This is a genomic window from Burkholderia sp. Ac-20344 (assembly GCF_017104975.1).
GTDB lineage: Bacteria > Pseudomonadota > Gammaproteobacteria > Burkholderiales > Burkholderiaceae > Burkholderia.
The window spans coordinates 1-20,759 of record NZ_JAAGPP010000153.1 but is presented as its reverse complement, the minus strand read 5'-3'; the positions used below and the strand labels follow the sequence as shown (position 1 = coordinate 20,759).

Here is a 20,759-nt window from a genome sequence, read left to right as displayed (position 1 = left end):
CGGAAGCGGCGCTGGGTGCTGCGCACATCACGGTGAACAAGAACGCGATTCCGAACGATCCGGAAAAGCCGTTCGTGACGAGCGGCGTGCGCCTGGGCTCGCCGGCGATGACGACGCGCGGCTTCGGCGTGAAGGAAGCCGAGATCGTCGGCAACCTGATCGCGGATGTGCTGGAAGCGCCGGAAGATGCCGCGACGCTCGAGCGCGTGCGCGGGCAGGTTGCCGAGCTGACCAAGCGTTTCCCCGTCTACGGCTGATGCCCGCAAGATTCAACCGCTGCAAGGCGGTTGAATCTTGCCGTTGCGCGTAGACATGAAAAAACCGACTCGCGGCATCGAGCCAGCGAGTCGGTTTTTTTAATGTGCTCGAAGACGCTTCAGACGGTCGGATCGACGTTCGCCTCGAGTTCGCGGATGCGGTCGAGATTGCGCGTGTCCTTCAGCACCGGCGGCCCCGCGAACGTGTTGCGCACGCCGAAGCCGTACCAGATCACCATCAGCACCACGACGAAACCGACGAGCACGTACAGCACCTTCTCGTTCGGCGGCTGGATGCCGACATACGCGAGCACGCAGGCGCCGACCAGCGCGAGCAACGCACACGGCTTCGACCCGATCCCCAGTTGGAACGGGCCCTTGTCGGTCCACGAGCGGCCTTCGGCCAGCATCCCGGAGCCGATCGGCATCGCGTACGAGATGAACAGGAACACCGCGCTGCCGGCGCTCAGCACCGAGAACGCGTCGCCGTACAGCGTGACGACGATCGCGAGCACCGCGCACGTCCAGATCGCGGGGCCGGGCGTCCGGTGCGCCGGGTTCACGCTGCGCAGCAGCTTCGACGCCGGTAGCCCGCCGTCGCGTGCAAAGGCGTACACCATCCGCGACGTCGACATGATCGCGGCGAGCCCGCACACGTAGTTGATGAAGAACATCGCGAGTTCGAGGCAGACGCGCAACGTCTTCGGAATCGGCGCGAGAATGGCTTCGAAAAAGCCCGTGCCCTGCTTCATGCTGGCGGTCAGGTCGGGCATCACCAGCACGAACGCGCACACCATCACGTAGCCGAACACCGCGGACCAGAACACCGACCCGATGATGCCGCGCGGCACGTTCCGGGCCGCGTCATGCGTTTCCTCGGATGTGTGCGCGGAAGCGTCGAAGCCGGTGATCGTGTAGGTCACGAGCAGCAGGCCGGACAGGAACGCGAGCGGCGTGGCCTGCTTCGGCCATGCGCCGCCGTCGACGCCGGTGAAGTTGGTAAACGTCACCAGCCGGTGTGCATCGAACGCGACCGGCGAGTAGTAGAGCAGCGACACCACCAGCGCGATCGTCACCACGAAGATGAGGTAGCCCGACAGGTCGGTGATCTTGCTCGCGATCCTGATGCCGCGGGCATTCAGGATTGCCTGCGAGATCGTGATGAACGCGATGAAGGCCGTCTGATGCCACCAGGTCAGGCTGTCCGGGCTGACGCCGAACATCGGCGCGATCAGCGTCTTGAAGAACGGGTCGTAGGTGCCGAAATTGATCGCGGCGATCACGAAGATCAGCCCGATCAGGTTGATCCACGCGGTCATCCACCCCCATTTCTTCCCGCCGAGGATCGCGCCCCAGTGATAGAGGCCGCCAGCCGTCGGGAACGCGGACGCGATCTGCGACATCGACACGGCGACGATCAGCGCGAACAGCGAGCCCAATGGCCAGCCGAGGCCGACCGACGCGCCGCCGGTGGCGGAAAAGGCGAGTTGAAACGCGGTAATGCCGCCCGACAGGATGCAGATCACCGAAAACGAAACCGCGAAGTTCGAGAAACCGCTCATACGTCTCGACAGTTCCTGCGCATAGCCCATCTTGTGCAGCAGGCTTACGTCACCGTCGGTGCCTGAATCAGGCTGGAGTTTTGCATCCATGGTCGCTCCGTCACGAATGTCCTGCGTGGCAGGACCGTCATCGCCGCCCGGGCCAAGCAATTTGGCCCGCTCCTGGGATTCGTCGGCGGCTCGCGATGCCGGGGTCGCGCGGCCATCGCTTTCCAGTCCGATGCGTGAACGGTATGAAATCAAATCTCCCGGCTCTATCAGATTTCGGCAACGTAGTGAAAATCCGGAGGGATGCACCGGAAGAGGGCATCGCGCGCGGTTGCCGGAAGCACGGACAGTGGCGCACGAGCGCGCGCGTTGGCGGGCTGCGTTGACGGTGGGCGATTCGACGGCGTGGCCGGCAGGCCGGCTGACTGGCGGCGGCCTACGCGATCCGCTGCCTGTTGCGTTGCACGCCGAAGCGTGCGCGATAGTCGCGCGGCGATACGCCGACCTGCTTCGCGAACGCGCGTTGCAACGCGTCGACGCTGCCGAATCCCGAACGTTCGGCGACACGTTCGAGCGGCCAGTCGGCCCGCTCGAGCAGCGCCTTCGCGCGTTCGACGCGCGCTGCAAGGACGAACTGTGCGGGTGAGCGCCCGGTTTCCTTGAGGAAGTGGCGTGCAAACGTGCGTTCGCTCATGTGCATCCGTGCGGCCAGCGCCGCGACACCGAGATCGCCGGTCGGATCGTCGGCAATCTCGGCCAGCAGCGCGCGCATGCGCGGCGTTGCGTTGGCCAGCGAGCCGAGCCCGACGCTGAACTGCGCCTGTCCGCCGGGACGGTGCATGAACAGCACGAGTTCGCGTGCGACCGCGAGCGCGGTCGGCGCACCGCAGTCCGCCTCGACGAGTGCAAGACACAGATCGATGCCGGCTGTCACGCCGGCCGACGTATGGAACGGCGGATCGCTGACGTAGATCGCATCTGGCTCGACGCGAGCGCCGGGGCAGCGTGCCTGCAGCGCCGAACACTGGTTCCAGTGCGTGGTCGCGCGCTTGCCGTCCAGCCATCCGCCTGCGGCGAGCACGAACGCACCCGTGCAGATGCTCGCGATGCGCCGCGTATCCGCGATCCGCGTACGCAGCCACGGCAGCACGCCGGCTTCCGACGCGGCGTGCCGCAGCGCCGCTTCACTGCCGCCGGCGACGATGATCGTGTCGATCCGTCCCGGCAGTGCCGCCAGCGCGGCCGTCCCGGCGAGCCGCAGGCCCGCGTGCGTGACGATGTCATCGCCGTGTTGCGACGCGAGCGTGAGCCGGTACGGCGCGGCATGGTCGGGAAGGTAACGGTTCGCGACCGCGAACACTTCCATCGGCCCCGTGATGTCGAGCGACTGGACGCCTTCGAAGCCGACGACAACGATGTCGCGTGCCGAGCAAGTTGACTGGGACATGGCGGAAAGTGCGGTGGAGTTGTCCTTGTGACCGCGAGCATGATCCTTGTAATTTTCCGGACGTGCAATCGACGGATGCGGGTGAACGATGCGGGTACGGAAGACAGGCGGGGCAGTGCTGCTCGTGTGGGCGATGTTGGGCGCGTGTGCAGCGGGGCGGGGGGGACCGGCGATGGCGGAGGATGCACCGCCGGTCGCACAAGCGCTGACGATCGGCGTGCCGAAGGCCGGCCGCACGCGGCCGCTCGTTGCGATCGTCGCGGACAACGCAGGAACGGAGACGACCGATTTCATCGTTCCTTATTCGATCCTGAAGGCGTCCGGTACGGTGGATGTCGTTGCCGTGTCGACCGACGCGGGGGCGGTCGAACTGATGCCCGCGCTACGGATGCTGGCCGATACGACCTTCGAACGGTTCGATGCCGCGACGCCTGCGGGGGCCGATGTGGTGATCGTGCCCGCGCTGCATCGCGCGGACAGCCCGGCAGTATCGGCGTGGTTGCGCAAGCAGGCCGTTGCCGGCGCGACGATGGTGGCGATCTGCGATGGCGCGGAAGTCCTGGCGAACGCAGGCCTGCTGCGGCATCGCACGGCGACGTCCCACTGGTATTCGCGCGACCGCCTGCGGCGCGGCTTTGCCGGGACGACGTGGGTCGACGATCGCCGCTATGTGATGGACGGCAACGTGATGACGACGACCGGCGTGTCGGCGTCGATTCCCGCTTCGCTGGCATTGGTGGGTGCGCTGGCGGGGCCGGCAGCGGCCAGCGAGACTGCGCGGCGCGTCGGCGCGCAGGCATGGCGCGACGTTCACGACGGTAGCCGGTTCGCGTTGACTGCGCGTGCGGTGGCGGTCGCACTGACGAACCGCGTCGCGTTCTGGCGGCACGAGACGTTCGATCTTCCGCTCGAACACGGGTTTGACGAGCTTCCGGTTGCGTTGACCGCCGACGCGTGGGCGCGGACCTGGCGCAGTGACGTCGTCGCGACGGCAGGCGCGCGCGTGGTCGAGTCGAGGCACGGCCTGCGGTTGCTGGCGCAGCCGGCGCATGTCCGGCACGTGCGCGTGACGATGCCGGCCGGTCGGCGTGGCGAAGCGGTGCTTCCCGGTGTGCTCGGAGACATCGCGGCCCGCTACGGCGAGGCGACATCGGGCTGGGTCGCGCTGCAACTCGAGTATTCGCAGTAGCCCGTTTTACTTCACCCACCTGGCGAGCTCGGGATCGGGATAGGGGAGGAGGTCCCGCGACTCGGTGGGCGCGGCCACCCATTTCGTCCCGTTCCAGTGGAAATCGGCCTGCGTTTCCGACCCGTGGCCGTTCGAGCGGATGACGAGCGTGCAGGCCGCCTGGCCGGGGTAAGTCGGGTTTTTTGCGCCGATGCAGGACCCGAGAAACACCATGACGTCGCCGAGGCCGAACCGCTCCTTCATCGCGTAGGTCGCGTCGACGTCCGAGAGCCGGTCCGGCACCGGCGTCGCGTCGCACGCGGCGATGCTCGCGGCAAGCAGCAGCGCGGCGGCCCGGCCGGCACGCCGCCAGTGGCGCGGATGATGGGTCGAAGGTGCGTCAGCGTCGGCGCGCTTCCACGCGCGAGAATTTGACGGGCAGGGCATGCGGGGTACGGGTGACGGAGACGACGGCCATTGTGACGGATTTCACCGGCGCCCGGGCTGCGCGGCGTGTTCGCGTCACGCCGCCGACCGCGAAGATCACGCGTGGCCCTCTGCAAACAGCGCTTCCCAGCCGAGAAACGCGCCGAGCGGAATGATGTCCCGGTCGATCAGCCCGGCCTTTGCCAGCGGAAACTCGCGCAGTGCTTCGCGGGCGCTTTCGATCGAATCGCACTCCGCAATGATTGCGACACCGGGGCGATCCTGACGGTAATGGATGTCGCGGACGATCCCGCGCTTGAGCAGTTGCCACGCGTCGCGCACTTTGCGTATGGCGCGTGAGGGGGCCAGGGCTTTCGACGCCGCGCGAGATGGCCGGCGGACCGGCCGGAATGCCGCGCGCGAATGCTACGGCACAATCACCGTCATCCTGAACGGCCCGCCATTCGCCGCCGCATGCGCAACCGCGTCGTTCGCTTCGTCGAGCGGGAAGCACGTCACGTCGAATTGCCCGAGGTCGAGCAGCCCGCCGCGGACGAGCCCCGTCATCAGCGTCACGGCTTCCGTCGGGTACATCCATTTGCCGCGCAGCGTGATGTCGTTGCGCATGATCCACGGGTACGGCAACTCGAGCCCCGCCCCGCCGAGCATGCCGACGCCGCCCATCAGCACCACGCGCCCATAGGGCCGCACCGCCATCACGGCGGCGCGCACCGTCGTCGCGGGCACCGACGGCGGCATCAGGTCGATCACGCAGTCGATGGGCCCCGGCGACGCCTGTTGCAGGTTGGCGCGATCCGTGGCTTCGTCGCCGGTCAGCTCGACGGTGCGCACGCGTTCGCCGAAGCGGCGCGCGAGGTCCGCCAGCGTGCGCGCGTTGCGGCCGGGTGCGATCACGCACCGCGCGCCCATCGCCAGCGCCACCGCGATGCATGCGCTGCCGAAGTGGCCGGTCGCACCGCTCACGAGCACGATCTCGCCTGCACGCAGATCGGACGCGAGCAGCCCGCCGTACGGCACGAGCAACGTATTGAACGCGCACCAGCGCGCGGCGTCGGCCGGCGCGATAGCGCCGATGCGCACCGCGTTTTCGGTCGGCACCCGTACCCGTTCGGCAAACGGGCCATCGTGGAAATGGCGCTGCAACTGCTGGCCGCCTTCGCCGCGAGCGCTCCAGCCCTGCAGCACGATGTCGGGCATCCGCGCATCGTCGCGCGAGCGCACGGTGGGATCGCAGAACACCCAGTCGCCCGGCTGCAACTGCGTCGCGTCGGGGCCGCTTTGCCGGACCCGGCCGATTGCGCCGCAGCCGGGTACGATCGGCAACGCGATCGGATAGCGGCGCTCGCCGCTGAACACTTCGTGCGCATAGGGCAGCACGGGCGTCGCAGCGACATCCACGATGACCTCGCCGGTGCCGAGCACCGGGTCCGGCATCGTTTCGATCGCGAGCGGCGTGCCGAGCGACTTCAGAATCGCAGCTTTCATGAGGTTTCCCGAGGGTGGGGGACGGGCCGATTCTGGCAGGCTTAGAATCGGCAACAAGGCCCGGCACGAACCCAGGATTGCCCGATACCCCCCTCCACGGAGCGAACCCGATGACCGTCACCACGCGTACCCCGTTCGGCGATTTCCTGCGCTCGCGGCGCAAGAAGCTGCGGCCGGATGCCGTCGGCCTGCACGACGGCCCGCGCCGGCGCACGCCTGGGCTGCGGCGCGAGGAGGTCGCGGAACTGGCGGGGATCGGCGTCGACTGGTATGTGCGGTTGGAACAGGGGCGCGATGTCAGCCCGTCGGAGGCGACGCTCGAAGCGCTGGCGCGCGCGTTGCGGCTGGACACGGCCGAGGCCGCCCATCTGCGCGCGCTCGCGCGGCGCGACGTGTCACGGGCGTTCGTGCGGGAGCGCGTGCCGCCTTCCATCGAGCGGCTCGTTGCACACCTGAATCAGCCCGCCTACGTGACCGGGCGGCGCTGGGACATCCTTGCGTGGAACGCCGCGGCCGCCGACCTGCTCGGCTTCGACCGGCTCGCGGAAGCGGACCGCAACATCCTCGTCTACATGTTCGTCGAGCCGCACGCGCGGCAGCTCTTCGCCGCGAGCTGGGCCGACGAGGCACGCCGGATGCTCGCGCTGTTTCGCGCGAGCCACGATCTCCATGCGAGCGATCCGGCGTTCATCGCGCTGGTGGAGCGCTTGCGCACGAGCAGCGACGCGTTCGCGCAATGGTGGGACGCGCATGACGTGCGCAGCGGCGTGTCGGGGCAGAAGGTGTTCGCGCATGCGCAACGTGGCGCGCAGCGCTATGAATACGCGACGTTTCAGGCGAACGACGATCCCGCGCTGAAGCTGGCGATCTATACGCCGGTGAATGAGGAAGGAGGGGATTGACGCGGCGTTGGCCGGCGCCACCGCCCGGCAGCGCATCGAAGCATCGGCTTCGTGTGCGAAAGCGGGCGGGGCCGGGCGGGACGGTTTGGCGCGGCGGGGTTCCGGTTTAAGCCGAAGCAGAGGCCGACGCCGACGCCGTGCGCCGGGCGGACAGGCGATTCCACAGCATGCCGGAGCGGCTGCCGCTGCGGCAGTACGCGAGCACCGGCTTCTGCAGCGTATCGACCAGTTCGCCGAATGCATCGATTTCCGCATCGCCGATGCGGTCGCGCTCGACCGGCAGGTAGCGTGCTTCGAGGCCCAGTTCGCGGGCCGCCGCGGCGATCTCATCGAACGCCGGATGTGCGTCGCCTTCGCCGTCCGGCCGGTTGCAGATGACCGAGCGGAAGCCGGCATTGCGGATCGCCTTCAGGTCGGCCGGCGTGATCTGCCGCGAAGCAGAGAACCCGTTCGACGCCGTCGCGCGACACTGTTCGATCGCGTTGCGGAAACAGGCGATCGCGAAGTCGACGTCCTGCTCCGTCGTAAAGCGGCCGAAGCTCACGCGCACGGTGCGGCCTGCCGTTTCCGCATCGAGGCCGATCGCGGTCAGCACGTGGGACGGTGCGCCGCTGGTCGAGTTGCACGCGGACGTCGACGACACGGCGAGCGCTTCGCCGAGCATGAACGGGAAGAAGCCGGGCACATTCACCGTCAGGCTCAACGTGTGCGGGATGCGGCACGCGGCGGCCGCGTTCTGCGTGACATCGCCGAGCGCGACCAGCGCGTCCGTCAGGCGGGCGCCGAGCGCCGCGATCCGCGCGGCTTCGCCGTCGAGTTTTTCGGCGGCCAGTGCGCACGCCACACCCATGCCGACGATCTGGTGCGTCGCGAGCGTGCCCGAGCGCAAGCCGCGCTCGTGCCCGCCGCCATGAATCTGAGGCGCGATTTGGTTCGCGATGTCGCGGCGCACGAACAGCGCGCCGATGCCCTTGGGGCCGTACACCTTGTGCGCGGACATCGACAGCAGGTCGATGCCGAGCGCGCGCACGTCGATCGGCGTCTTGCCGAGCGCCTGCGCGGCGTCGACGTGGAGCAGCGCGCCCGCGTCATGCACGATGCGGGAGATCGCGCCAATATCGGTCAGCGTGCCGAGCTCGTTGTTCACGAGCATCAGCGACACGAGGCCCGTATCGGGGCCGATCGCGGCGGCGACCGCGTCGGCGGTGATTTCGCCGTCGCGCGTGGGCGTCAGGAACGTGACCGACGCGCCGTGCTTCGACAGGTTCGCCATCGTGTCGAGAATGGCCTTGTGCTCGATGCGGCTCGTGATCAGGTGGCGCTTGCCGGTCGCGTTTTCCGCATAGCCCTTCAGCGCGAGGTTGTTCGATTCGGTGGCGCCCGACGTCCAGACGATCTCGTCGACGTCCGCGCCGATCAGCGCGGCGACTTGCGCGCGGGCCTGCTCGACCTTGTCTTTCGCGAGCCGGCCGGCGGTATGCGAGCTCGATGCCGGATTGCCGAAGATGCCGTCGAAGCCGAGGCAGGCCGTCATCGCGTCGATCACGCGGGGATCGGCGGGCGTCGTGGCGGCGTAGTCGAGGTAGTGCAGCGTGGTGGTGTCGCTCATGTCCTTCTCTTGCTCTTTTCTTTCGGAATGGGAGAAATGATACGGGGGACAGAAGGGAAAAAGGATCCAAAGTTGGCTGGTGATTCAGCTTGATATGGAGTAACGTTTTATCAAAAGTGGGATTTGGGGAATTTATTTTTATGACGGCGGGCGGGGGCGATTTGCATGTCCGCAGCCCATTTTGCGAGGGATGATCGACATGCAGTATGAACTGACAACGCTGTCGTGTTTGCTGCTGGAGCAGGATGCCGTTTCCGCCGGTGCGCATCGGTGGGTATCGGATCCGGAGGCCGCGGGGCGCCTCCTCGGCGCGTGGCGTTCGGAAATCGGCGAGCTGGGGCAGATCGTCGTGTTGCGAGGCTTCGACGATGCCGACGAACTGCGGCAGGAGCGCCGTCGTGCGTTGATGAGCGGCGGGCCGTTCAATATCGACGGTGACCATGTGGGTCTCAGCATGGAAACCTACGAACTGTTTCCGTTCCTGCCCGAGATCGAGCCGTCGAAACTCGGCAGGTTCTACGAATTTCGCCGCTACTGGCTCAAACCGGCCGGGATCGCGCCGACGATCGCCGCGTGGGAGCAGGCCGTCGGCCCGGCCGAAGCCTATACGTCGCATCTCGTCGCGAACCTGTACGCGATCGATGGCCCGCCTCGCATTGCCCATATCTGGGGATTCTCGAGCCTGGAGGAGCGCATGGCATTGCGCGCGCGCCACTATGCCGAAGGGCTTTGGCCGCCCAAAGGCGGACCGCAGCAGATCGAGCGGGCTACGTCGACGATTTGCCTGCCGGAGGCGTGGTCTCCGCTGGGTTGAGTCTTCGGTGAATTGCCGATCAGGTTGCCGAATCTTGTTCGTTCTGAATCGCCAATCGATAGGCATCCCGCACCCATGCCTGGAGTGCGGGCTCATATCTGGCCGGGATCGTGATCGTGAGGGTGGTGAGGCGCGTGCAGTTTCCCGGCAGCTCCAGATACCGCTGCCACACCTTCCGTACGAGCTGCGACATCGCGGAACACGTCATGCCGACTTCCGCCGCCACGGCCCGCTGCGATCGGCCCTTGACGAAAATCTCGTGCAGGGCCCACTGGTTCAAAGGCTTGATTCGTGTATTTTGCACGCGCAACAGGCGGAACTGTTCGGCAGTCATGCGTCGGGTCTTTTGCATTCAAACTCGCCCGGAAGTGTGAAGTGAAGAAATCAAGGTCGCGCCGCATGACGTCTTGTGACCATCGAAGGCAGCGTCTCGACCTTCGACCTTGAATGCCGTGTCGCCTTCGGCAATCTCGCAAGCGCCATGAATCGGACACGAGCATGGGTCGCCGCTACGAGCGACCGCGCGCCCCATCACCGTGCTTTTTCGGGCGCCGGCTTCGACCCGGCCGCCGTGGGTGTGCGTATCTTCTACCCGGATAATTCCCCGCATGGGATTCCGTCCTCCAAATGGTTTGAGGTCTGACGCGGCGATCACGCTCGGATGAAGCAATTTGCCGCCCCGGTGTGCGTCACCATGAATAGCCTTGCATGCCGTAATTTGTGTCGTGTCGGCGGCCCCACCACGGCAGGTAGGCGTTGTTGCCACCGCGTGCGCGGAACCAGTCCTTGTCGGGGTCGATCGGCGTGAGCTTCGACGGTGGCCGGACAACGACCGCGACAGGGTGCTCCGGATCGGTCGTGCCGGCGACGAGTGCGTTGCCGCCGAAGTGATTGATCCGGCCGATGGCGAGCGCGACGTCGGTCAATGCGCTGCCGGTTCCCATGTCACCGAGTAGGGCCGCCGTGTTGAATGTCCGCTTCTGGTGGTCGTATTCGGGAAGGGTTTCGGTCAAGGTTTGTGCGAGCGCGGCGACGCGTGACGATGCGGTATCGCTACCGGCGCCTGCGTCGTGGACGATGTAACTCAGGTTCGTGACCGCGACGCCGGCATTGCGTGCAGCCTGGTCGATGGTTGCCTTCCATGCCTGCACGGCGCGCGTCGTGCCAACCTTCGGCGAAAACGCTTGCGTGTTGCCCGTTGCGGCTTTGCCGATCCATGCCAGCGGTTCGCGTTCCGTATTGAAGGTCGGACCGGCGAGGAACAGCACGACAAGGTTCTCGTTGATCTGTGCATCCGTGGGCGGGAAGTTGGGTGCGTCCCAGTTCATCACCCAGACGCTCTTGTCGGGGTTCGCCTGCAAGTAGTCTAATGCGTTGTTCAATGAAGTGAAGCCGGCGTTCGCGCCACCTTGTGTGATTTGTACGTCGGGGGGCGTGTCGCGGCTCCACCTTTCTCGGAAATGCGGGTTGCCGATCGAGAATGATTTTCGAATTGAGTCGCGCAAGTAGCTTTGCGATTCAGCCGAATCAAGTCGATTCGGAATCGCAAGCTCAACATGAATTCCCGCCAATTCGCGCCACTCTCCTTTGTCGTTTGGTCCTACCGTGTAGAAATATTTTGGATTGGCGAAATAGCGTGAGCGAATTATTAGAGGGAACTCGAACATGTACTTGCGATAGAAGCCTCTAAATGTTTCCTCGCCTCTGTTTCCGTATGCGATACCAGCTACCGATTGCAACGTGGTAAACGACTTCGGATCAGTGCGAACCATATCGTCATTCTTGTTTGGAACGGCAAGTCCTTGGGTCCACAACAATTGCCATTGGGTGGGGTAGTCCATGCGTTGCAATGGATTCAGCCACATTAGGCCAACAACCTGTGCAACAAACGGCTTCGCCGGTTCTTCTGCGGCTTGTTCGGCAAGCGCTCGGACAGGCGCGGCCTGTGCTGGACACATCAGGACGGTGGTGAACAGAAACACCATGACTGCAGCCAAGCCGGGCACGACAATGAATCGCTTCATCCAATCTCCTATTTCCAAATGGGCCGGGTCAGGTTGTTCTACGTGTGCCATCATCGAAGCCATTAGCACGGTGGTGATCAGCCATGTAGAAACGGCGACGGCGACACGTCTCGGCCATGTAGCGATCAGTGTTTTCAAATCACCCTTCAACATTGAGGCTGCATTGGCTTGGAACGACTGGTGCAGCGGTATCGTTCGCATGCGACGTGCTACTGCATCGGCTTGCATTACCACGAGTAACCTTGCATGCCGTAATCGGTATCGTGTCGACGTCCCCACCACGGCAGGTAGGCGTTGTTTCCGCCGCGCGCGCGGAACCAGTCCTTGTCGGGGTCGATCGTCGTGAGCTTCGACGGTGGCCGGACGACGACCGCGACAGGGTGATCCGGATCGGTCGTGCCGGCGACGAGTGCGTTACCGCCGAAGTGGTTGATCCGGCCGATGGCGAGCGCGACGTCGGTCAATGCGCTGCCTGTTCCCATGTCACCGAGTAGGGCGGCTGTGTTGAAGGTCTGTTTGTGGTGGTCGTATTCGGGAAGCGTTTCCGTCAAGGTCTGCGCGAGCGCGGCATGACGTGCCGACGATGCGTCGCTGCCTTTGCCTGCGTCGTGAACGATGTAGTTGAGGTCGGCGGCCGCGATGCCGGCGTTGCGCGCCGCTTGGTCAATGGTCGCCTTCCACGCCTGCACGGTGCGGGTCGTGCCGACCTTCTTCGGAAAATCAAGCGTGTTACCGGTCGCGGCCTTGCCGATCCAGGCGAGGGGCTCACGCTCGGTGTTGAAGGTTGGGCCGGCGAGGAACAGCACGACAAGGTTCTCGTTGATCTGTGCATCCGTGGGCGGGAAGTTGGGTGCGTCCCAGTTCACTACCCAGACGCTCTTGTCGGGGTTCGCCTGCAAGTAGCCCAATGCGTTGTTCAATGAAGTGAAGCCGGCGTTCGCGCCGCCTCGTGTGATTTGTACGTCGGGGAGCGCACTGCGACTCCACATCGTCGGGAAATGTGGGTTGCCTATAAAGAAGGTTTCTCGGAGCGACTCCGTTAGGTATTCGCGCGCGATATCCGAATCAAGGCGCTCAGGAACTGCAGCCTCGATGCGAATCCCGGAAAGTTCGCGCCAATCATTTTTGTTATCTGGCTTTACTGTGTAGAAGTACTTTGCGTTCATCGCGTAACGACTGCTCATCAGGCCGGGAAATTTTTCCATGTACTTGTGGTAGAAGCCCTTGAATGTCTCCGCGCCACGATTTCCATAAGCGATTCCGGCTACCGATTGCAACGTCGTGAAAGACTTCGGATCGGTGCGCACCATGTCGTCATTCTTGTTCGGCGCGGCAAGCCCTTGCGTCCATAGCAATTGCCATTCGGTCGGATAGTCCATGCGTTGCAACGGATTCAACCAGATCAAGCCGACGACCTGTGCCACAAACGGCCTCACTGATTCCTCTATGGTTGGAGTTGAATTTGCTACCGACTCCGGGGAAGGTGCGGAATGTGCCGAACGCATCACGGCTGTAGTGAAGAGAAACACCACGAGCGCCACTAGGCTGGGTACAACGACAAATCGTTTCATCCAATCTCCTATTTCCAATTGTGCGGGGTCCGGTTGTTCTACGTGCGCCATCAGGGAGGCCATGAGTAGGGCTGCGATCATCCATGCAGCCACCGCAACGGCAACACGTCGCGGCCATTCGGCGATCAGCGCCTTCATATCGCTCCCCCGACCTTCAGATAGAACTGATCTTCTCGTTCATTCGTGATCGCGTCCGGCATCTTGCCTTCGCTGCTCTCCGCATGTACCCACTCATGCATCGGCAGGTCGTAAATTGCACCCTTGGCAAAGTACTTTCCATATTTCTTGTTCGGATGGCCTTCGGGAATCCCATCAGACATCCGCCAATCCGCCTCAATCCGCAAGTCATAGAGTTGCTCGGGCGTCAGATAGCAAACCCCAATCGCCACATCGTAAGCAAGCGCCTTTTCCGCATGCTTCGGATTGGTCATCGTCGTGGAGTGATTCGTCGGGCTGTTGGTCGAGCCACGATCGAGCCAATCGACAATCTGCTTGTCGCGCCATTCCTTGTAGCCCTCCGGCATTTCGCTCTTGCCGTCCTCACCGATCACGTGGCCATCACCATCGAGCCATTCCGTATTCAGCGTTCTCCGGGCCTCCATCCGCATCAACGCGCGGTCTTCGTAACGCTGTCCGGCTTCGCTCTCTGCCGTGCCTTGCGCGACGCTATCGTCGTTCTTCGCGTTGTACTGATCGTAGGGATCGTCCGCGCGCTTGTCTGTCTCGTTCTTGCTTGCGTCGCGCCATGCGGCCGGAGGATCGTTGCCTTCGTTGAAGTCGCTTGTCGCATTGCCGTCCTTCGTTTCGATGGGCTTGCCGAACCGCAACGCCTTCGGCGGGAACGGTTCGTCGAGTGCTGGCGCGTCCGCCACCACGGCCCAGCCCTCCGGCGGATTGGCGTTCACGCGGAACATATTCAATGTCGAGCTGATCTGGGTCACGAAAAACATGATCGGCGCGGATGCAAGCGTGGCCGCTATCCCGAACACGGACTCGTTTCCCTTGAGTGCACCGATGAGGTTGAATTTGGCAGGCGGTGAAGGCGGATACCAGAAGCCCGACGTCTTTCCCTTCTGTACATGCCGCCAGTCATCTTCCCAATACCGATATTTCTCCTGCACGCCGACGTGGAAGCCGGAGGCAAAGACGCGCTGCGTCAGCACGCCGGGGACGCTGATATCGTTCAGCTCGTTCTCGTCGATGCCGCGCCAGCCGATGCCTTGAACCGTGACCGCCGAAATCACCTGGTCGTGTGGACAGCAATACGCGGTGACGCGACCATACGTCGATCCGTTCAGGCCGTGGCGAACCCGATCGTCTTGTGCTGCATAAGACTTCTTGCTGGTCGGCGATATCCGCTCGTTTGCCATGTCTTCATCGATCTTGTCGGCGGGAGGTTCGTATGCCTTTCGACTGCCGACGATCGACAGAAACTTGCCGAACGTTTTCGTGCGGGCGGTGTAGGTCTGCCGCCCGCGACGGCCGCCACCGTCCCTGGTCGCGCGTTGCGACCATGTATCCATGAACGTATCGGATGGATTCGGGCCGTCTGCGCGCGCAAGGCTGTACGGCGCATTCGCCAGCACGTAGGCATCGGCCACGCAATGCCCGCTACGTCCCCACGGATCTTCGACGTCGGGTAGTGCATCGCCGAAGAAAGCCGCGGTAAGGCCCACGATGTTGCCCTGGCTATGGCACACGACGGTGATCGGCACGTCGGCCTGCATGCGGCGAATCGACTCGATCAACCTCGCAAGACGCAACGCCGCGAGCACGCCATACGCGCGGGGCGGCGCGCGATACAGCGGTCGATTGGTCGGGTTGATCCCCTGGACGGTCAACCACCCGGCCGCGCGGTCGTCGAGGCCGCCGTGCCAGAGATCGGGCAGGCTCGCGCAACCGTTCGTGAACGGGCCGCCGCCCCAGTAGTCCTTCTCGTTCAGGAAGATCTTGTCGCCATACTCTTTCAGCTCAGCGGCGGTCGCCCGATAGCCCCATCGGAAATGAATGACGGGCGAGAAGGACGGGTCAGATTTGATGTAGTTGCCGGACCAAAGCTTCGGATTCAAAAAACCGTCCGGCGTCACGCTTTCCGTGTACTTCGCAGGCACCAGTTGCCCGGCCTCGATACCGCGATACTTGAGTTGATCGTCCAGCCGCCCGAGCCGGCGGTTCAGGCCGTCGCACAATCCTTGCTCGGCGGCCTCGAACCATTCGCCTTCGGAGTTCACCCCATGCACGAAGATCACGATACCGGGCAACGGAAGTTGCTTGATGCAGATCAGCCGGGTGCCTTTCGTCCACATCGAGACGCCGTCGCTCCGGCCGACGATGATCCGAGGTGGCTCCGGGCGCGGCGCAGCCGCGTCGGGCATATCTGCCTTCGCGGCGTGCTCGTCGGTGCGTGCGTTCTCTTCCGGCCGAGGATCGAGAGATGCATCAATCATCCGGACTCCTGCGCTTTCGTTAAACATTCTTCTTGGTGAACTGCACCGCCAGCCTCTCGAACCGGTCGGTATCGACCTCAGGCAGTTCCCCGGCCATGTCGGTCGTCAAATCCGACAGCGTTCCCGATGTCTTTCGAACCTGTCCTTCGAACCCCGGTGACGCGTTACCGTCCGTTGGGCGGACCAGCTTCGGGACGCGGCCGAGCGTACGTTGATCGAATGTCGGCAAGTCGACGCTCATGCTTGCGGGGCCATCCCATGCATGACCGTTCGATTTCACGGTGAACTTGCCAGGGCATCCCAGTTCGATATCGCCGCCATGCAGCTTGAGATACGCGCCGCCGGACGTGACGAATACGACTTCGTCGCTTGCCGTGCCGGCAAGCTTCCCGTCGGCGGCAGTCAACCGAATGTTTTTTCCGGACTCGATCTGCGTGTCGTCGTTCTGCGATTGAATGGCTACTTTCCCCTGATTCGCGATCGCCGATACGCCGTTGCCGTGCGCGAACATCGCGACGCCCTGCCCGGCATGCAGATTGATTCGCTCGCCGCTCGCGATCTGCATGTGTTGCTGCGCGATCTGATCGATGTTCTCGCCCGCATACGTGACGTGCGTTTTCGGCGTGACGTTCAGCGACCCCGCTTGCGCGCCGAACGCCATGAACGCGGATGCGTCGCCGGTGGCGCCGGATTCCGACTGGCCGGGCTTCCAGTGACGGAATGCATGCGCGATGTTGTCCTGGCCGGCCGTGTCGGCGGATTGCCCGCCGTGCTGGCCGGCGTAATCGCCGAGCGACTTGAACAGCTCCGTGCATTGGTCGAGCAAGTGAATCAGCTCATCGCGATCGAGCTGACCGCCGGTCGCGTGCGACCGCGCATAGGTCGTCAACAGCATGCCCCGGGCGGCGCGCAACGCCGCAGCGGCGTCGGTGCGCAGTTCCGCGCCTTCACCCCGGTCGCTCCCGTGCCCGTCCTTGCGCGGCTGCGTCAGATAGCCGAGATTCAACTGGGTGTGCGCATGTTCGCTCGCCAACTGCGCTGAAATCTGCGACGGCGTATCGTCGAAACGAAGCTGGTTGTACCGATGGCCGTTGATTTCCTTGGTCTTGATCCCGGACAAGTAACGGTTGCCGGGTAGCGAGCCGGTATCGCTGAAGGTCGCGGGCGGGTTCGCGCCGTTGCTCAGGATTCCGATGATCACCAGACGGTCCGGATCGCCCGACAGGCTGCCCAGCAAAACCTCCATGCCGACCCGAGGCAGGAAAAGCGTGCCGAAGTATTTCCCCGCCAGGCTTGCGCCGACGCGAATCGGCGCGCTGTCGCCGGCCAGGCCGGTCGTTCCGGCGCCTTGCGCGTGGGCGTGATCGACCGGGTCGTAGCCGTGAATCTGCACGCGCACGCGGCCGGCCTCATCGCAAAACACTTCCTCTCCCTGGGTGCCGACGATCGTGCCGGTGAGCAGATGGACCGGCGGCACATCGATTCGCGGATCGTAGGCAGGCGTGAGCGGCACGCCGCGTCGCACGCACGTGAAACTGTTTTCATAGCGCGTGTCCGTTCGTTCCGATGCATCGGCCGGTGCCGGCGGAACGACTTGCGCCAGGTGACGGCTTGCCGCGAACAGCCCGTTCACGCGACCTGCCAGGATCTTCGGCAGGTTGTTCCAGATAGCGTGCCGAACCGACGTGACGACAAACTGGCGATGATCGGCGGGCTTCATATCCAGCTCGGGGTCGCCGGTCAACGTGAACCAGTGACCGACCGGCATGTCGCGCACGCTGCTGATGCCTTCATGGCGTACGGCTTCGAACTGATGCGCGAGCATCCGGTCGCGCGTGATGCGATCGTGATCGCTCCACGAATCGCCGACGTGCGGAATGTCGATCGCGACGTCGGTCAGCAGGTGCGCAAGGTCGTTCCCCGACTCGCCCTGATCGATGCCGGTGACGGTCGAGGATTCGTCTACACGGGCTTTCTTGTAATCCCACGACGGACGGCTGACTTTGCCGGACGACAGGCTTTGGCAGTATGCAAAGAGCGTCACCGTGTCGCGTTGTTCGACTCCGGCATCGCGCGGATGGACGCGGAGGGTGCCGGCCGGCGCTTCCGTCAGGCGATAGGGATCATCGCAAAACAGGAGTGTGTGCATCGGGCGTTCATCGGGCATGCCGCTCGCCCCTCCGATCGGTCCCGCCTTCGCAAATACCGTGATGCCTTCCCGGCGCAACAGACGCCGGATGAAGCGCGCGTCGGACTCGTTGACCTGCCGTGTCAGTTCGCGCACCGGATAGCGTTCGACCTGCAATGCCGACAGGTCGAAATCGAATGCCTGCGCGAGGGCGGGGCTGCGCTGTTTCCACTCATTCATCAGCGTCGCCAGAATGTCGATCACGCTGCAGGATCGGAACATGCGGGCGTTCGTGCGGCGGTCCATCAGCGACAGGGCGTCGCACACGTGCAATTGGTACACGGTCAGTTCACCGTCGGATTGACCGGCTCGCACGTCTCGCACGATCGCATTGATCGCTCGTATGCCACCCCGATCGGTCGTCAGCCGGACCGACACGGGCAGACCGAGAAACAGCGCAGGCGATAGATGATCGTGGGTGGACACGCAGGTCAGTCGCCCGTCGATCCCCGATATCAACCCTTCGCGAATATCGGCGTGATGGAGCGCCAGCAGATGGCCGACCGTGCGTTGCGCCAGCCCGAAATAGAGATCGACAGGCCGTCTGTTGCCGCCAATCAGATCGGACGCAAAATTTCGGAATGTACTTTCTATCGACATCACCGCGATCTCATTATTTTATTTCTCAATTCGGACTGGTTCGAATTGAGGTTTCAGGTAAATAAAAAGAAGATTCTGGAAAATTCGCGGTGAAGAATATCAAACTTGTTTGGCGTGTTAAATGATTTGATATTTTGAGATGTATTTTTTGTTGGGCTGATACTTTATTTAACTTTCTATGTGAGGGGTGTGGGGTTTGTGTTTTGTAATGGGCGTAAATGCTATTTATGAGAATATGGTGGTGTATCGAGGTGAGATGGTTTTTGTTTTGTCGATATAAATTGAATTTAAAAAGGAATAATGGGACTTATCTCATGTCTGAACGAACTGCGGCGCAGTGTGATGCAGGAAAGGGTTGTGACCAGGATTGCGCGGGTGCTCGTCCGGTGCATCTTGGGTTGCCCCTGCTTTCTTCGCCTCCCGCTACCCGGCGGGCGGCTTCTTCTTGCATGGTTCACGAAGGCTTTGCCTGATCGTGTGCAGGCATGGCGTGAATGGCGCCGTGCGTGGACGCCCCGATGTCCATGAGGGAATTCCCCCCGTGACACGTGAGTGAGCGCGGCTTCGACGCGGCGCCCGTTCGCGCCGCGCCGCGCCGTCGCCCCGTTCCGGCACCGCCCCGATTATTTGCGTTTCGCGAATGGCGCGTTCGCCGGTTGGTCCATACCCGATTGGCAGCCGTGCACCTATCGTGGTGACGTCGGCTGATTGACCTCAACGCGTCGAACCGAACGCCAGCCGGCACTTCCTCGCGATTCGCGTCGCACACAAAAGACATCGGACCTGGCTCATGCGCAGGCGCTCCGGCGCGCGCAGGCGAACCTGTGTCCACGGAGACGGACATGAAAGCAAACGAGTGGGATACCTCATACGAGTGGAAGGCGGTCACGCTGCTGGCGCTCGGCTTCGGGCTGGTCGGCCTCGACCGCTGGCTGATCGCGCCGCTGTTCCCTTCGATCATGAAGGACCTCAACCTGAACGCGCAGGACGTCGGCAACTGCATCGGCGTGCTCGGCCTGTCGTGGGGCATCTTCGCGGCGCTGATGGGCGGCATCTCCGACAAGATCGGCCGCAGGAAGGTGCTGATTCCCGCGATCGTCGCGTTCTCGCTGCTGTCGGGCTTCTCGGGGCTCGCGGGCGGCCTGCTCGGGCTGATGGCGATTCGCGGCCTGATGGGCGTCGCGGAGGGCTCGTTCTGCCCGACGAGCTTTGCCGCGACGGCCGACGCGTCGCATCCGCGGCGGCGCGGGCTGAACCTCGGCCTGCAGCAAAGCGGCTTCGCGCTGTTCGGGCTCGCGCTGTCGCCGATCATTGCCACGCAGCTGCTCGGTTTCGTGTCGTGGCGCTGGGTCTTCGCGCTCGTGGCCGTTCCCGGCCTGATCCTCGGCGCGATCATGTTCTTCGTCATCCGTGAGCCGCAGGTCACGAAGGCCGTCGCGTCGGAGCATGCGCCGGCGTCGCTCGGCCATGTGCTCAAGAGCCGCAATATCCTCGTGGCGATGGCCGCGCTGTGCTGCGCGATGACGGGCGTATTCGTGCTCGGCGCGCTGCTCCCGCTGTACCTGACCGATTACCTGGCGCTCGGCACGCAGAAGATGGGCCTCGTCGTGTCGGCGATCGGCTTCGGCGGTTTCCTCGGGCAGTTCGGGCTGCCGGGCCTGTCCGACCTGGTCGGCCGCCGGCTCGCGAGCATCGTCGGCTTCGCGGGGACGGCCGTGATGCTCTACATCTTCCGCGGCCTCGGCCCGCAGCCGCTCGCGCTGTTCGGGGTCCTGTTCGTCGCGTCGTTCTTCACGCTCGGGCTGGTGTCGCTGCTGTCCGGGCCGGTAGCGACCGAGGCCGCGCCCGTCGGGCTCGTGTCGACGTCGATCGGCGTGGTGGTCGGTGTCGGCGAGATCTTCGGCGGCGGCATCGCGCCGGCGATGGGCGGCTACGTCGCCGCACACTTTGGCATCCAGAACATTCTGTGGTTGCCGATGGGCGCGGTCATGCTCGGCATCGTGGTCAGCCTGCTGCTGAAGGAAACCGCGCCGGCCGTGCTGCAGCGTCGCGTGGCCGTGCAACCGGAGCTGGCGGCCGGCGAGCAACCGCGGTAAGGCCCGCGCGGGCGGGGCGGTGCATGCGGGGGGGTGCCCCTATGTGTTTCGTCAAGCGTTAGGGGCTGACCTGGGTTGGTAAATGGTGCCGTCGCGCAGCATGGCGAACAGGACGTCGCATCGTCGCCGTGCCAGCGCGATGAGCGCTTGGTTG

General features: G+C 64.0%; 16 protein-coding genes and 2 pseudogenes. 6 read left to right on the top strand and 12 right to left on the bottom strand.

The genetic code is table 11. The features are described 5' to 3' along the window. A pseudogene (gene glyA, locus G3N64_RS32695) lies at positions 1-257 on the top strand (serine hydroxymethyltransferase); the annotation flags it as partial. A gap of 119 nt (positions 258-376) precedes the next feature. Here glyA and G3N64_RS32690 read toward each other — a convergent pair. After that, entirely contained in the window at positions 377-1,909 is a 1,533-nt protein-coding gene (locus G3N64_RS32690; protein WP_205787848.1) for an amino acid permease, read from the bottom strand. A gap of 334 nt (positions 1,910-2,243) precedes the next feature. Then, positions 2,244-3,254: a helix-turn-helix domain-containing protein gene (locus G3N64_RS32685; protein WP_205787847.1), complete on the bottom strand. Its 1,011-nt coding sequence runs from the start codon at positions 3,252-3,254 to the stop codon at positions 2,244-2,246. Between the two features lie 172 nt (positions 3,255-3,426). Here G3N64_RS32685 and G3N64_RS32680 point away from each other — a divergent pair, with 172 nt between their 5' ends. Continuing rightward, the gene (locus G3N64_RS32680; protein WP_241021322.1) at positions 3,427-4,443 is read left to right on the top strand and encodes a DJ-1/PfpI family protein; all 1,017 of its coding nucleotides are present in this window, start codon (positions 3,427-3,429) and stop codon (positions 4,441-4,443) included. Positions 4,444-4,449: 6 nt separating this feature from the next. On the opposite strand, the gene G3N64_RS32675 is transcribed toward G3N64_RS32680, so the two are convergent. The 3 genes and pseudogenes from G3N64_RS32675 to G3N64_RS32665 all read right to left on the bottom strand — a co-directional run bounded on the left by G3N64_RS32675 (position 4,450) and on the right by G3N64_RS32665 (position 6,354). Next, a complete protein-coding gene (locus G3N64_RS32675; RefSeq protein WP_205787845.1) occupies positions 4,450-4,869 on the bottom strand; it encodes a hypothetical protein in 420 nt (139 codons plus the stop codon). Positions 4,870-4,965: 96 nt separating this feature from the next. Continuing rightward, positions 4,966-5,193: pseudogene (locus G3N64_RS32670) on the bottom strand (superoxide dismutase); the annotation flags it as partial. An 81-nt stretch (positions 5,194-5,274) separates the two neighbouring features. Next, positions 5,275-6,354, bottom strand: coding sequence for a medium chain dehydrogenase/reductase family protein (locus tag G3N64_RS32665; protein WP_205787844.1), 1,080 nt, complete (start codon positions 6,352-6,354; stop codon positions 5,275-5,277). A gap of 110 nt (positions 6,355-6,464) precedes the next feature. Here G3N64_RS32665 and G3N64_RS32660 point away from each other — a divergent pair, with 110 nt between their 5' ends. Beyond that, positions 6,465-7,256: a helix-turn-helix transcriptional regulator gene (locus G3N64_RS32660; RefSeq protein ID WP_205787843.1), complete on the top strand. Its 792-nt coding sequence runs from the start codon at positions 6,465-6,467 to the stop codon at positions 7,254-7,256. 106 nt (positions 7,257-7,362) lie between these two features. Here G3N64_RS32660 and G3N64_RS32655 read toward each other — a convergent pair whose 3' ends face one another. Next, entirely contained in the window at positions 7,363-8,865 is a 1,503-nt protein-coding gene (locus G3N64_RS32655) for an aminotransferase class V-fold PLP-dependent enzyme (RefSeq protein ID WP_205787842.1), read from the bottom strand. A 199-nt stretch (positions 8,866-9,064) separates the two neighbouring features. On the opposite strand from G3N64_RS32655, the gene G3N64_RS32650 reads away from it, so the two are divergent. Then, positions 9,065-9,679, top strand: coding sequence for an NIPSNAP family protein (locus G3N64_RS32650; protein ID WP_205787841.1), 615 nt, complete (start codon positions 9,065-9,067; stop codon positions 9,677-9,679). A gap of 19 nt (positions 9,680-9,698) precedes the next feature. Here G3N64_RS32650 and G3N64_RS32645 read toward each other — a convergent pair whose 3' ends face one another. The 6 genes from G3N64_RS32645 to G3N64_RS32620 all read right to left on the bottom strand — a co-directional run bounded on the left by G3N64_RS32645 (position 9,699) and on the right by G3N64_RS32620 (position 18,380). Continuing rightward, positions 9,699-10,031 (bottom strand): TrfB-related DNA-binding protein, encoded by a 333-nt coding sequence (locus G3N64_RS32645; protein WP_205787840.1) that lies wholly within the window; start codon positions 10,029-10,031, stop codon positions 9,699-9,701. Beyond that, on the bottom strand, positions 10,032-10,289 hold the full coding sequence (locus G3N64_RS32640) for a PAAR domain-containing protein (RefSeq protein ID WP_205787839.1): 258 nt from the start codon (positions 10,287-10,289) through the stop codon (positions 10,032-10,034). 79 nt (positions 10,290-10,368) lie between these two features. Continuing rightward, complete coding sequence (locus G3N64_RS32635) at positions 10,369-11,703, bottom strand: virulence factor (RefSeq protein ID WP_205787852.1); 1,335 nt, start codon at positions 11,701-11,703, stop codon at positions 10,369-10,371. A gap of 227 nt (positions 11,704-11,930) precedes the next feature. Further along, positions 11,931-13,412 carry a virulence factor gene (locus tag G3N64_RS32630; protein WP_241021321.1) on the bottom strand — a complete coding sequence of 494 codons (1,482 nt, stop codon included), beginning with the start codon at positions 13,410-13,412 and terminating at the stop codon, positions 11,931-11,933. Continuing rightward, the gene (locus tag G3N64_RS32625; RefSeq protein ID WP_205787850.1) at positions 13,409-15,649 is read right to left on the bottom strand and encodes a hypothetical protein; all 2,241 of its coding nucleotides are present in this window, start codon (positions 15,647-15,649) and stop codon (positions 13,409-13,411) included. Before G3N64_RS32625 ends, G3N64_RS32630 begins: the two co-directional genes overlap by 4 nt. Positions 15,650-15,740: 91 nt before the next feature. Further along, positions 15,741-18,380 carry a type VI secretion system Vgr family protein gene (locus tag G3N64_RS32620; protein WP_346778852.1) on the bottom strand — a complete coding sequence of 880 codons (2,640 nt, stop codon included), beginning with the start codon at positions 18,378-18,380 and terminating at the stop codon, positions 15,741-15,743. Here G3N64_RS32620 and G3N64_RS39995 point away from each other — a divergent pair. Together G3N64_RS39995 and G3N64_RS32615 are read left to right on the top strand one after the other, a co-directional pair. Next, positions 18,318-18,602, top strand: a complete 285-nt coding sequence (locus G3N64_RS39995) for a hypothetical protein (protein ID WP_241021324.1) — start codon at positions 18,318-18,320, stop codon at positions 18,600-18,602. The two genes, G3N64_RS32620 and G3N64_RS39995, sit on opposite strands and share 63 nt — an antisense overlap. A gap of 749 nt (positions 18,603-19,351) precedes the next feature. Continuing rightward, the gene (locus G3N64_RS32615; RefSeq protein ID WP_205787838.1) at positions 19,352-20,605 is read left to right on the top strand and encodes an MFS transporter; all 1,254 of its coding nucleotides are present in this window, start codon (positions 19,352-19,354) and stop codon (positions 20,603-20,605) included. Positions 20,606-20,759: the final 154 nt, after the last annotated feature.